The 12495-nt window shown below is 55.2% G+C and carries 12 protein-coding genes and 2 pseudogenes; 6 read left to right on the top strand and 8 right to left on the bottom strand.

Annotated features, from left to right (window positions below; translation table 11 throughout):
* Window positions 1-10: 10 nt before the first annotated feature.
* Entirely contained in the window at window positions 11-880 is an 870-nt protein-coding gene (locus Q7F16_RS04600; RefSeq protein ID WP_046063128.1) for a substrate-binding periplasmic protein, read from the bottom strand.
* Window positions 881-1038: 158 nt separating this feature from the next.
* On the opposite strand from Q7F16_RS04600, the gene Q7F16_RS04595 reads away from it, so the two are divergent.
* The gene (locus tag Q7F16_RS04595; protein WP_235399599.1) at window positions 1039-2067 is read left to right on the top strand and encodes a GlxA family transcriptional regulator; all 1029 of its coding nucleotides are present in this window, start codon (window positions 1039-1041) and stop codon (window positions 2065-2067) included.
* Between the two features lie 110 nt (window positions 2068-2177).
* Here the strand turns inward: Q7F16_RS04595 and leuA are convergent, their stop codons facing one another.
* The 3 genes from leuA to Q7F16_RS04580 form a co-directional block, all read right to left on the bottom strand.
* Window positions 2178-3872, bottom strand: coding sequence for a 2-isopropylmalate synthase (leuA, locus tag Q7F16_RS04590; RefSeq protein ID WP_409556040.1), 1695 nt, complete (start codon window positions 3870-3872; stop codon window positions 2178-2180).
* Window positions 3873-4297: 425 nt separating this feature from the next.
* Window positions 4298-5779, bottom strand: coding sequence for a leucine-rich repeat domain-containing protein (locus Q7F16_RS04585; protein ID WP_409556011.1), 1482 nt, complete (start codon window positions 5777-5779; stop codon window positions 4298-4300).
* A gap of 91 nt (window positions 5780-5870) precedes the next feature.
* Window positions 5871-6068 (bottom strand): hypothetical protein, encoded by a 198-nt coding sequence (locus Q7F16_RS04580; RefSeq protein ID WP_409556012.1) that lies wholly within the window; start codon window positions 6066-6068, stop codon window positions 5871-5873.
* 297 nt (window positions 6069-6365) lie between these two features.
* Here Q7F16_RS04580 and Q7F16_RS04575 point away from each other — a divergent pair, with 297 nt between their 5' ends.
* The 4 genes and pseudogenes from Q7F16_RS04575 to Q7F16_RS04560 all read left to right on the top strand — a co-directional run bounded on the left by Q7F16_RS04575 (window position 6366) and on the right by Q7F16_RS04560 (window position 8816).
* Window positions 6366-6662, top strand: a complete 297-nt coding sequence (locus Q7F16_RS04575; RefSeq protein WP_409556013.1) for a hypothetical protein — start codon at window positions 6366-6368, stop codon at window positions 6660-6662.
* Window positions 6663-6819: 157 nt separating this feature from the next.
* Window positions 6820-8181 carry a Fic family protein gene (locus tag Q7F16_RS04570; RefSeq protein ID WP_046063121.1) on the top strand — a complete coding sequence of 454 codons (1362 nt, stop codon included), beginning with the start codon at window positions 6820-6822 and terminating at the stop codon, window positions 8179-8181.
* A gap of 3 nt (window positions 8182-8184) precedes the next feature.
* Window positions 8185-8304, top strand: a pseudogene (locus tag Q7F16_RS04565) (DMT family transporter); the annotation flags it as partial.
* A 74-nt stretch (window positions 8305-8378) separates the two neighbouring features.
* Window positions 8379-8816, top strand: a complete 438-nt coding sequence (locus Q7F16_RS04560; RefSeq protein ID WP_079301723.1) for a hypothetical protein — start codon at window positions 8379-8381, stop codon at window positions 8814-8816.
* A 388-nt stretch (window positions 8817-9204) separates the two neighbouring features.
* On the opposite strand, the gene Q7F16_RS04555 is transcribed toward Q7F16_RS04560, so the two are convergent.
* Genes Q7F16_RS04555 through Q7F16_RS04545 form a run of 3 tightly spaced genes read right to left on the bottom strand, consistent with a single transcriptional unit; the run spans window position 9205 to window position 10345 of the window.
* A complete protein-coding gene (locus tag Q7F16_RS04555) occupies window positions 9205-9648 on the bottom strand; it encodes a hypothetical protein (protein WP_204127242.1) in 444 nt (147 codons plus the stop codon).
* Between the two features lie 32 nt (window positions 9649-9680).
* Complete coding sequence (gene comJ / locus Q7F16_RS04550) at window positions 9681-10154, bottom strand: competence protein ComJ (RefSeq protein WP_409556014.1); 474 nt, start codon at window positions 10152-10154, stop codon at window positions 9681-9683.
* On the bottom strand, window positions 10154-10345 hold the full coding sequence (locus Q7F16_RS04545; RefSeq protein ID WP_409557443.1) for a NucA/NucB deoxyribonuclease domain-containing protein: 192 nt from the start codon (window positions 10343-10345) through the stop codon (window positions 10154-10156). Before Q7F16_RS04545 ends, comJ begins: the two co-directional genes overlap by 1 nt.
* 411 nt (window positions 10346-10756) lie before the next feature.
* On the opposite strand from Q7F16_RS04545, the pseudogene Q7F16_RS04540 reads away from it, so the two are divergent.
* A pseudogene (locus tag Q7F16_RS04540) lies at window positions 10757-12010 on the top strand (IS3 family transposase).
* 94 nt (window positions 12011-12104) lie between these two features.
* On the opposite strand, the gene Q7F16_RS04535 reads toward Q7F16_RS04540, so the two are convergent.
* Window positions 12105-12494, bottom strand: a complete 390-nt coding sequence (locus Q7F16_RS04535) for a barstar family protein (RefSeq protein ID WP_039010458.1) — start codon at window positions 12492-12494, stop codon at window positions 12105-12107.
* Window position 12495 lies beyond the last annotated feature (1 nt).

The following is a 12495-nucleotide window of genomic DNA, read 5'->3' as shown; positions in this document are numbered from 1 at the left end:
CCGCACACACTTATTTGCAGCCAGGTAGCGTCCAGTCCGCGGGGCGATCGACGCCCAGGCGCAGGTCCTTGCCTTCGGGCATGAACCAGACATCCTGGGTCAGGCCGTAGCGAGCGCCGATCTTGCGCATCTCACAGTTTTTCCAGAGCGTCTGAATCTGCGCGTTGACCGCCGTCACCAGTTCCGGGCTGGCCTTGTTGAAGCCGAACACCACCTGACCCAAGCCAGTCAGCAGTGGGAAATTCGGATCGTTGTCGACGAAGGCGTTGAAATGCAGGTGCCATTGCTCATTGCGGGAAATGGCGTATTGCATGACCGGTGGGTCGCCGATCACCGCATCGATGCGTCCGGCGAGCAGATCGCGAACGGCCGCATCGGACGTGTCGTACAGGGCGACTTGCAGGCCATCGATCTTGCGCATCTCAGGGATGAACGAAAAGCCGGTGATGGTGCCGACTTTCTTGCCTTGCAAATCCTTGAGGCTGTTCCAGTTGGTCTTGTCTGTCTGAGTGATACCGTTCTTGAAGTAGTGGATCGGGTCGCTCAAGGCCATGATTTTCGAGCGTTGTTCGGTCCAGCCCATGGTGCCTGCCATGACATCCACGCGCTTGGACTGCACCGATGCAATCGTCCCTGACCACTCCATTAATGCCGGTTTGACCTTAAGGCCCAGTTTTTCGGAAATTTGTTGAAGGATTTCACCGTCATAGCCGACCATCCGACTATCTTGATACCCTGTTCCTGGCATATCACCACTGAAGGCGATGGTCAGGTTTCCCGGCTCTACTGTCTCCAATGCGAACACCGGTGCCGCAGCCAGCACGGACACCAGAAAACCGGCACAAATACCGGAAAAACGCTGAACTTTGGACGTCTTCATCGGATGCTCCTCAATAGTTTTTATGGTGGCAGCAGAACGTTTCGCATAGGCCCATCGTAGTGGGACCGGCGGTATAACTTGTTGGATGCTTTGCACGAATGATTGAACATTTGCGACATTCTGGCGGCACAGAGCCTGTGGCATCCCAGGAAAGCCTCGTGGACGGGCTCGATCATGGGCAGGCGCGTCATCCACCCATGCGCCGCGGCACCGCCGAGCTGTCCATTGGCATCATGTTGTGGCCACGCTTCCCCTTGCTGTCGCTGTCAGGGCTGACCGATGCGTTGCGGCATGCCGCCGATACGGGTGATCAAAGCCGCCCCATACGCTGCCAATGGAAAGTACTTGGCACGCCCGGGCAAAGAGTCATTTCCAGTAGCGGACTGGACGTACCGATCGACAGTGAACTCGCTGACCCGGAGCGTTTCGACTACATCGTGGTGATTGGTGGATTGCTCGATTCCATCGAGGCGGTGCCGAAAACCTATCCCGCGTTCCTCCACCAGGCCGCAGCCGCACAGGTGCCGTTGATTGGCCTGTGCACCGGCAGCTTCGTGCTCGCGCGACATGGCCTGATGGACGGGCGAACGGCGTGTGTCCACGCCTATCATGGCGATGACTGGAAGCACCGGTTTCCCACGTTGCGCTTTGTCATCAACAGAGACTTTCTGATCGACCGGGACCGGATTACCTGCGCGGGCGGTGTTTCAGTGATCGAACTGGCCCTTCATCTGATCGGCATGCATTGCGGACCGGATCGTGCGGGCAAAGTTGTGCATCAGATGACGGTGGCAAAGAACACGTCCAACAGTTTCGTCGACCGACGCAAGGCGCTCGGATACGCCAGTTCATCCAATCGTCGGCTGCATGAAGCCGTGATGTTGATGGAAAAACACATGGCCCAACCCCTGGATATCGAGGCCATTGCGCATCTGCTCGGCACCAGTAAACGGCAATTGGAACGCCTGTTTGTCGCTGAAACCAACAACAGCCCAGCCCAGTTCTACCGCCAGGTCCGACTCCGGTTCGGCAGATGGCTGCTGGTGAGTTCCGATCGCCAGATCGGTGAGATCGCCTTTGAATGTGGCTTCGCGGATGCCCCGCATTTTATTCGGCACTTTCAGAGCATGTTTGGCATGTCACCAGGGAAGTTACGCAAGGCCCTGATGCAACAAGATGGGAAATAACGGCGCAAGTGACCGTAACCCTCGGTATAACGCCATTGTTGGAGAAACCGCCTTACGACCTTGGTGTTTTCATTGCGGCCAACGTCGCCAGGACTGTACACGCAGCCATCTCAGCAAGGCACCCCAGCGCTCATCACGCTGAGCAGCCCCAGGCGCAATGCGTGATTGACGGCGCTTGTCACCGCCTTGAGCGACGCCAGCAAACTACTGCCGTCGCGCGCGGCGCCAAATAGCAGCCGGTTATTCACGCGAATCTCGACATAGGCCAGTGCTTCGGCCTGAGCCCCATCGCGAGCAGCGTGCTCATGATAATCGGCGATATCGAAGTGAACGCCACGCTGGGCAAATGCATCGACCAGCGCCGCCAGCGGACCGTTGCCCTCACCGCGGAGATCGAACTGGGTGCCACCCATGTCGAGCACGCCCTCCAGATAAGTCACAGCGCCTTCGCTGACCAATTTAGGCGGCAACAACGTGTAGGGATTGCCCTCGTCCAGATAGTGCCGGGTAAAGCACGCAAGGATCATCTCGCTACTGATCTCCTGGCCCGATCCATCCGCCTCTTGCTGGACCAGGTTGCTGAACTCCATCTGCAACCGGCGCGGCATCACGACCCCATGCTGTTCAAGCAGATAGGCCACGCCGCCCTTGCCGGATTGGCTGTTGACGCGAATGACCGCCTCATAACTGCGCCCCATATCCGCCGGATCAATAGGCAGATAAGGCACTTCCCAGAAGCCATCGGGGTTGGCCTGGCGCACTGCAAAGCCTTTCTTGATCGCGTCCTGATGCGACCCTGAAAAGGCCGTGAACACCAGCTCGCCCGCGTAAGGATGGCGAGGATGCGTGGGCAACTGATTACAGTATTCCACCTCGCGCTGGACGTGGAGGATGTCCGAGAAATCCAGCTGCGGATCGATACCGCTGGTGTAGAGATTCATGGCCAGGGTGAGGATATCGACATTGCCGGTTCGCTCGCCGTTACCAAACAGCGTGCCCTCGACCCGTTCGGCACCGGCCAGGCAGGCCTGCTCGGCGGTGGCAACCCCGGTGCCCCGGTCATTGTGCGGATGGACGCTGATGATCACGCTGTCACGACGGCTGAAATGCCGGCAAAACCATTCGATCTGATCGGCGAAGACATTGGCCGTGGAGACTTCGACGGTCGTCGGCAGGTTCAGGATCATCTTGTTGGTAGGCGTTGGTGCGAAGACGTCCGTCACCGCCTCGCAGACTTGCAATGCGAAATCCAACTCGGTGAAACAAAAAGTCTCGGGGGAATACTGGAAGGTCCACTGCGTCTCGGGATTGTTGTCCATGTGCTGTTTGATTTCGCGAGTGGCCTGGGTGGCAATCTCGATGCACCCGGCGCGGTCAACACCGAATACCACGTCTCGAAACACCGGTGCGGTCGCGTTGTACACATGCACGATAGCGCGGGGAGCGCCCTTCAATGCCTCAAACGTGCGCTCGATGAGATGGCTGCGGGCTTGCGTCATGACCTGAATCGTCACGTCATCGGGAATCGCACCGGTTTCGATAAGTTCGCGCACGTAATCGAAATCGGTCTGCGAAGCGGCTGGAAAGCCTACTTCGATTTCCTTGAAACCGACCTTGACCAACAGGTCGAAGAAACGACGCTTGCGTTCGGCATTCATCGGCTCGATCAAGGCCTGATTGCCATCGCGCATATCGACGCTGCACCAGCTAGGCGCAACGGACTGGACCTTACCGGGCCATGTGCGGTCCGGCAGATCCACGGTGGTGAAATGTCGATATTTGCTGGAAGGATCCTTCAGCATCATGGCGTTTATCCTTTTTGATACGTCCATAGGTGGGCAGGCTCGGCATCTGACGCCACCGAACATTGGATCCAATAATAAATGAACATAACTTGATGCAAATTGCGTAGTCACATCAACCGCACGGTGAAATCCACAAAAAACGCTAATAATGTTTGGTTTTTTGGTTGTTCGTGCTCTACACCTAAACGCGAGAGCAATTTTTACTCTCGCGAGTCGGAGTCACCTTACTGCTCTGGTTGCTGGGGAAGGAATAAGCGGTATCAGAGAGAGGAGACGACGACGTAGGAGCATCCAGCCCCCCTAGCGCGACGATCGAAACTGGCGTCGTAGTCGGTCATGCTCCGTGGAGAGCGCTTCGAAGGCCCGCTGCAAGCGCTGCTTGCGCCAGGGTGTTGTCCAAGCCACTGCCTATTCCTATCAGCGCGTCAGATGCCCGGACCGGTCACGTGGGCTGGCAAACTGGCCAAGCGATCCCAGCCGTCTGTATCGATCCCGGCGCAGTTGGGCAACCACAGTGTTTGCAGCGGCAGTTGCTCCAACACAGGCACCACGACCGATGTGATCCGCGATTCCCCTGGATCAGCCCCAAGCGTCAGGTCCCGCAGCGGCATGCCTGCGAGATGGGCCACCCCGGCGTCAGTCAGCCAAGGGCTGTCATACAGACCCAGGCGCTGCAGGGGCAGGTCCCGCACACAAGCCAGGTCGGCATCGCGCAGGTTCAGGCCGCTTATTTCAAGCTCCTCCAATGGCAATCCCAACTCGACGAGCTTGCGCAAGACCTTACCGTCGACGCCCTGACAAAAGCTCAGATTGAGCCGCTTCAGCGGCAGGCCAGCCAGTTGTTTCAGCTCCTTCCAGGTGATGTCGTTCAAGGACAGGTCCAGGGACTCCAACGCCAACCCACGCAGATCACTCAACGTACTGGCGCAGACGCCTTGCACGTCGGAGAGTCCCAAGCGCTTGAGCGGAAACTCGTGCAGCACATCGAGCCGCTCGATCACCTGCCGTAGACACTTGAGGTCCAGCTCCGCGAGCGGCATTCCCTCCAGTACTTCAAGATCGTCTTCGCAGATGAACGCAGAGTGCAGCGAAAGCTTTTCCAGGGGCAGCCCCCGAATCGCCTGCAACACGCTCTCGCTTGCATAACAGTCATCCAGACTCAACGAGCGCAACCCCGTCAGGTCGCGAAGCCAGGAAGGATCGTCGAGGACCGCGCCGCTGCCACTGAGGGACAACTGCTCAAGGGGATGACTTGCCAAGTGCGCCATGCCACGGGACGTCAGCTCGCCCACGCGTTGCAAGGTCAGGTAGCGTAGCTTGAGGCGTGACAGTGCTTTAAGGCCGTCGTCGGTGATGTCATCGCAACGGTTCAACGACAATTCCTGCAAGGGGCTGTCGCTCAGTTGACGGAGGAAACGGTCGTCGAAGTCCTCGCCGTAGGTTTGCAACTTCAGCCGACGCAAACGCGCGGGCGATGGGAGGCAATTGGCGTTATCGTCGCGGGAAAAATTACTGACTTCCAAGGTTTCGAGGGCATTGGCGGGCAAACGCTGCCACGTCTCCGGCCCGCAGATAAACCTCGGGCTGTTGAGCACCAAGGTGCGCAAGGGCAGCCCGGCCAGGGCGTCACACCACTGGGGTTCGGCGTTGTTCAACTCCAGATGGTCGACCGGCAGGCCACGCAGGTGCGACAGCAAAGGGCCGGGGAGGTTTGTGTGGGCCGTGGTGTTCAGTTGAGTCATCACCACCTTAGCCGCCGGATCGCCCAGGCCCGCCGCGATGCGTAAACCTTCCAGTGATGCCTCCCCGGTATCGAGCAGATCGCGATAGAGCGATGCGCGTGCGGCGATGTCATCGGGGTTGGCCGCGAGTTGGGCGATAAGAGCGTTGCGGTTGGGGGTTGCCACGGTTTACTAGTCCGAATTGAGCGGGCGCAGGGTGTGCTGCGAAACGGGGTTCATCTGCCTGTTGTTTGTGGGTGCACAGCGCCCTGAGATATCAATCCAGGATCAGGCTCCAGATCACCAGCAACGGCAATCTCGGCATTTTCATGATGTGAAGCTTCACGAGCTTTTTTATGATTTGGGATATCTGGTCGGCGGATAACAGCAGTTCCTTGCTGAAATATTTGCGGCCGAAAAACATAACCCTCTGGAAGAAAAATCCTCCATCAATGAGAACGGCGGTTCGCTTCACTGGCTTTTCCTTGGGCAAAAAAAAGCCCAGGACTGCTGGGCAGGTTCTAACAATTGCCTGCGCGCTGTACTGAGCTACTGGGCGAAAATCTATTCGCCTATGCGGCCTATGTCAAGGTCGAAAGTGACGCAGAAAAATACAACCACTGATGTGCCAAAAATCCTACATGAAGCTCGGAAAGTGACGTCTTGTAGCGCTCGGACGGAGGGGGCTATAGTCCCTCGTCGCCCCAATGGCGACTCGGGTTTGGCGACCCGGCAACGAGGTAGCTCCTTTCAACTGAATGAGGTCCTACCGATGAACCGATACATGCCCATCACCGGCGTCGACTGCGTCCCCGCTACCCTGCTGATCGACACCGAAGCCCCGCTTGATGTCCTCTTCGAAACTGCTGACTACCGCATCCGTACCGTGACCCAGCTTCTGGAAAACATTGCGTTCCGCTCGGAGATCAGTTCCGACACGCTGGTGCTTTCCGACTTTTGCAAAATGCTGACGATCGCGCTGCGCGATGGGTGTGATGTGATGGATGTGATTGGCAGGCGATTGCGGGCGCAGGCGGCGGAAAGTGAAGACGGGCGACTATGGCCATAACGTAGCCCCCACCGTCGGGAGCAACTACATCTATCTACTCCCATGAGCTGTGGCGCAGTTCGTCAAGAACTGCGCCACATTTTCAACCCAAAATGGCGCGATTCTGAGAACTGCGCCATAATCGCGCCAAACCTTCTCTAACAGCGCCAACATAACCATGCCTTCGACCACCGACATACTGAACAGTATCCTGGCATCCAGGAGCGGGGCGAGCCTCTCAGAGCTTTTGACCAAGCACCCGGAAATCGCCCGGCGAACGGCGCAGCGCATCCTTGCAAACCTGGTCGAAAGCAGCCAAATCACTGCACAGGGAGAAGGCAGGGCACGACGTTATTTCGCAATAGAACACCAGGCCGAAACCCACGCCCTGAATACTGACACCGATGCCTTCCCTGCCTTCATTCCATTATCTGCAGACAGCCGGGACATACTCGCCTATATCAACCAGCCCACAGAAGCGCGCAAGCCGGTGGGCTACCAGCGTGACTTTCTGGACGCCTATCGTCCTAACGAGACAGGGTACTTACCTGAGTCGTTGCGGCGCCAATTGCACAGGATGGGCAAAACCGCAGATGCGACGGAGCCAGCAGGCACTTATAGCCGGGCGGTTCTGAATCGCTTGTTGATTGATCTGTCGTGGGCATCAAGCCATCTGGAAGGGAACACCTACTCACGGCTCGACACGCGACAACTCATCGAGCAAGGTAAGGCAGCACAGGGCAAGGCCGCTATAGAAACGCAGATGATCTTGAACCATAAGACAGCTATCGAGCTTTTGGTCGAGAACATCGAGAGTGCCGAGTTCAACCGCTACACATTGATGAACCTGCATAGCGCCTTGGCCGAAAACCTGCTGCCCAACCCAGCAGACGAGGGCCGAATTCGCCAGCACGCCGTCGACATCGGGAAAAGTACCTATCGCCCGCTCTCAACGCCACAGCAAATTGAAGATGCACTGGACGTCCTGCTTGGCAAAGCCAATCAGATCGCTGATCCGTTCGAGCAGTCTTTCTTCATGATGGTGCACCTGCCCTACTTGCAGCCCTTTGCCGGCATCAATAAACGCACATCCCGACTGGCAGCAAATCTCCCCTTGTTCCGGGCCAACCTTTGTCCGCTGACCTTCTTGGATGTACCGGAGCAGGCGTACAGCCGAGCCACGTTGGGTGTGTACGAAATGACCCGTGTAGAGCTGCTTCGCGACCTGTATATCTGGGCCTACGAACGCTCAACACAGGAATATCTGGCAATCAAGCAAGACCTTGCGGAGCCGGACCCTTTACGCCTGGCATGGCGAGACCTCATCAAGAAGACCATTCGGGAAATCGTCACTCACCCAGAGCTTGACCCGTTGTTCTGTATTCAACGCTCCGTAGCGGAATATGTTTCGGAAAGAGAGCAGCCGGAGGTGCAAGCACTGATCGTCGAAGAACTCCGTCGACTGCACGAAGGGGTGCTCGCACGCTACGGGTTACGACCATCGGAGTTCATGTCCTGGAAGTCGCTCCATGGCCACTGATGGATGATCACTGAGGTGATGTTTGCCCTCTGCATCGCCGCGCTGAACGCCACCATCGGTGTACTCATCAAAGTGTTGATGAGCACCTTCACGATAGACAAGCTGACGGCCCTTGGGCCAGTCACCTATCCAGCCACACGGCCATCCACCTCTTAAATAGATGGAAAATATTTCCTTTTTCAGATGGAGCATGAGTTTTGTACAAGAAATTTACAGGGATCGTTTTTCTGCTATTGAGCGGCTGCTCACTGCATCCGTATACCAAGGACGAGCTGCTGAACACTGGCGTAACCAGCCCCGAGTACTGCCTGACACAGGAGCGGGCGGAGGTGGAAAAACGGGTACAAAGCTATCTGAACCACTGCTTTCACCCACAAGTGACCGAGCTCACGACGGGTGGGAGACTCGTCAATACCATCCAATTGAAAGTCGACAGCAATGCCGACAGAAGCGACATGGTGCTATGGGCGCCGACAATCTACGGCAGCCAGTTCTATATGAACGTGATCGTCTCGGAAAAGAACCCCGCCTGCAAAACCACCATGACTGCCGTGGCTTCAGGCTGGGCCTTTGAGCGAAACTTTCCGAAGATCCTGGAAAGCGCGAAGGGGGAAGACCCGTGGTGCCCGCTGTAAGCTCGTTGTACGCAAACCCGGGACACCCAAGGCGCGACAGGAAGAAAAAGAAGGGGACAGCAAGATAAACCTGCCCATGGTGAGCGATCACAATCCGGCTTTTGTGGCGAGGGGATTTAGCGAAACATCGCACCGCCCCGCTGGGCTGCGCAACAGCCCTAGAGCAGTAAACTCAATCTTCCTGGCACACCGAGTTTGATCGTTCCCACGCTCTGCGTGGGAATGCATCCCGTGACGCTCTGCGTCACCCTTCCAGAAGCGGAACGCGGAGCGTCCCTGGCGACATTCCCACGCAGGAGCGTGGGAACGATCGATATGTATTTTCAGCCTTAAAAATCACATGGTTGCAATTTGTTCCATGAGAGCTTGCTCCCTTGCCACAATGAAATTATTGGACCGCCTGCCCAGCTGATCCAGAAGGCGTCGCTGTAACAGCCGGCTCTATAACCTTCGCGGAACGCCCTGTCTCGACATCGCGAATTTCGTAATACCACCATTTCATCGAAGATATGCCATAAAGCCCATAGGTACGGCCCCCGACCAAATCCACGGTCATTTCAACTGGACTTGAGTATCCGGTTCCAATAGTTTGCTTAACGGAAAGTTTATGTCTTCCTGCGCCGAGTCGATATTCGGTCTGGCGAGCGAGCTGATATAAGGATTCATCGTCATCGATCTTAGATATTGACAGGCTTTTGTCATACTGCCGAATCGTCGCGACCTCTTCCCAGGGTTTTCCTTCTGCGCTCTTATGCTCGTAATGAATGCATCCCGTCAGTGTGAAGCAGAACAAAGTCATCGCTATAAAGCGTAAAACAACATCGTGTCGCATCAATGGCCCTCCAAGGCACGTTTCTTCACTATCTAACTCGCAGGTTTCGCATTGACATCAAAGCCGCCCTGATCATTAATTTCAGCATCTGCTCTTAACACGTCAAAATCACAACTCCCTTTATTCAATCGGACATTTATTTCATTTACACCATTCAGGGAAGGATCAATAAATTCGACCGAAAGAGCATAATCCCCCTCAGATAGCTCTAGCGAAACCGTATCCGAGATACTGCCGATTTCAACACTCTTACCTTTGACAGCAAATGGAACTCTAAACGCCCGAACAACCTCCGTACCCAGTACAGATTCCTCTTCATTGATAAAAATATTAACTTTATGAACCCCATCCTCAGTTAAGGCCCTAAAAGAAGCGCTTCCCACTCGCCAAGAAAATCCTTGCGCATAGCTCCGATCACTCCAGTCGTTATATGGCTGATCGAGCGAGCTCAGAAATACGCAAAATTGTGAGTATGACAGATACACACTTTCTTCAAACCTAGCCATTATTCCACCACCTTAATCCTGACTTTTTCTCCGTCTGACAATCCTCGGCATGCATTCCCTATGCACGCGCCAGCCGCCATATTATCCCTCGGGCTTATGGGTCTAACACTCGCGCCAGCCCCACCTTCCTTAAACATAGCTGGTGGGTACTCATCCAATTGTTTCCCAGAAACCTTCGGGAGACCACCAATGGACTCCTTCCTATTCCCTGGAGCTCCTGGCCTATCGATTGTTAATACATCCGGGTGACCATCTCTTTGCGCATCTGAAATATGATCAGCCGCCTCCCCGTATTTACCACGGGATATCTGTATTTCTTTCGCACAAAATAAATCTGTCCCCTTTTCACAGTCCCCTTTTCACACTCGCTGTCTACGCTTCGCAGCGCCGGTTACCCGAACACCACGCAAGACTCGCTTCCGGTGGATGGCTAGTCCTTGCCGGGCGGGGTTAGTACCCGCTGGGTTTCTTACGCCATTTCGTGACGGCTTGCGCCGTCAGTCCCTGGCAGAAAAAAGGAAAAAAGGGGACAGACTTATTTATAAACCGTGTCCCGTCCTGAATAAGGTTTACACCTTCTGATCTGCTTTCAGGAGGACGTAATGGAATCAGTAAAAAGGCGTAGTCAGCGAGACTACACGCTGACCTTTAAATTGTCGGTCGTCGATCAGGTCGAAAAAGGCGAGCTGAGTTATAAAGAGGCTCAGGAGCGCTACGGGATTCAAGGCAAAACGACCGTTCTGACGTGGTTACGCAAGCACGGTCGGCAGGATTGGAGCCCAGGCACATACATTGGCTCGCCGAGGATGGGGTCTATGCCCGACAAAAACCGACCATTAACGCCAGAGCAACGCATCAAAGAGCTTGAAGAGCAGTTGGCGCTGTCCAATCAGAAAGCGCAGTTTTTCGAGGCGGTCGTGGATGTCTTGAAAAATGACTACGGTCTCTCTGTCGTAAAAAAGCGTCCCGGCAAGTCCTCGCCCAAAAACGAATCCAAAACCTGAGCATCAGCAGGGCTTGCCAGTTCATGGAGATAAGCCGCCAAGCTTACTACAAACGCAATCGCGCCGATGCGGCGCGTCTCGCTCTGGATCAGAAAGTTGCCGATTTCGTTCAGCAAAAACGTCAGCGGCAGCCACGTTTGGGCGCCCGAAAGCTGCATTACTTGCTGCAGTGCCAACCTCAGCTTGAGCTGCAAGTGGGTCGAGATCGCCTGTTTTCGATTCTGCGTGAACGGCGTTTATTGGTAGCCCGCAAGCGGGCGTATCACAAGACAACCGACAGCCATCACCGCTTTCGGCGTCATCCAAACCTGCTCAAACCCGGTCCTAATCAAGTTATTCCCAGCGGCCCGGAACAAGTCTGGGTGGCTGACATCACCTATCTGCCCACTCAGGAAGGTGTGGCCTACTTGAGCCTTGTGACGGATGCTTTTTCACGAAAGATCGTGGGCTATCACGTCCATGAAAGCCTACACACCGAGTCGGTCGCGCAGGCGCTGCGCCGAGCGGTGAAATACCGTCGAACGGAGCAGCCGCTGGTGCATCACTCAGATAGAGGCAGCCAGTATTGCTCGGGAATGTATCAGGAGTTGCATGTGAAGCACGGCATCAGGTGCTCGATGACTGATGGCTATGACTGCTACCAAAACGCCTTGGCAGAGCGGGTCAACGGGATATTGAAGACAGAGCTTTTGCTCCAGCGGCCACAGGATTTAACGCAGGCGAAGAAGATGGTCAGTGAGTCGGTATCGATCTACAACCGCGAGCGTCCACACCTGTCTCTGAAATACAAAACGCCCGATGCGATGCATCGGGCGTTGGGGTGAAATAGGTGTAAACCTATTTCAGGACTAGACACCGAGCAAAAACAAAAAACTGGCTCCCTCTGTGCTTACAAAAAACAAGTCTGCCCTTTTCTCTACAGCTGCACCGGTTGCTTTTGAACTTATTACATAACGAACACTAAATGGAATGGCGTTCTGCTTTCCGCCCAATACTCAGCAGCTTCCAGCCAAGCCGTTACAAAACACCCCAACGCATATGGGGCCTGAGACCATCCTTTAGCTGCATCGCGTAGAACAAGACAATAACCATCAGCAGGCAACCAATCCATATCACCCAAACACTCGTCAAGAGCGTCCCAGTTGTTTCCAAAATAATCTGGAAACTGCATCGCCGACGCGACAACTGCAAACAAATCCTTATCTGACCTTACGTTCGCTACTGACCTCGCAATTACCATATCGCCTAGAGAGTCCAACTCATCTTTAATCTCCTCAGCGCGAACAAAGTGGATCGAAACTGCCGACGCTTTTTTCAAGTAGCTCATATTCGCCATG

This window comes from Pseudomonas sp. Lb2C2 (genome assembly GCF_052112205.1).
In the GTDB taxonomy this organism is placed as follows: domain Bacteria; phylum Pseudomonadota; class Gammaproteobacteria; order Pseudomonadales; family Pseudomonadaceae; genus Aquipseudomonas; species Aquipseudomonas kilonensis.
This window is presented reverse-complemented; position numbering and strand designations above follow the sequence as displayed.

Bases quoted from the DNA above. Each gene is read 5' to 3' on its own strand.
- Q7F16_RS04600 (WP_046063128.1), bottom strand. From the start codon at position 880: ATGAAGACGTCCAAAGTTCAGCGTTTTTCCGGTATTTGTGCCGGTTTT.
- leuA (WP_409556040.1), bottom strand. From the start codon at position 3,872: ATGATGCTGAAGGATCCTTCCAGCAAATATCGACATTTCACCACCGTG.
- Q7F16_RS04575 (WP_409556013.1), top strand. From the start codon at position 6,366: ATGAACCGATACATGCCCATCACCGGCGTCGACTGCGTCCCCGCTACC.
- Q7F16_RS04570 (WP_046063121.1), top strand. From the start codon at position 6,820: ATGCCTTCGACCACCGACATACTGAACAGTATCCTGGCATCCAGGAGC.
- Q7F16_RS04555 (WP_204127242.1), bottom strand. From the start codon at position 9,648: ATGCGACACGATGTTGTTTTACGCTTTATAGCGATGACTTTGTTCTGC.
- comJ (WP_409556014.1), bottom strand. From the start codon at position 10,154: ATGGCTAGGTTTGAAGAAAGTGTGTATCTGTCATACTCACAATTTTGC.
- Q7F16_RS04535 (WP_039010458.1), bottom strand. From the start codon at position 12,494: ATGGCGAATATGAGCTACTTGAAAAAAGCGTCGGCAGTTTCGATCCAC.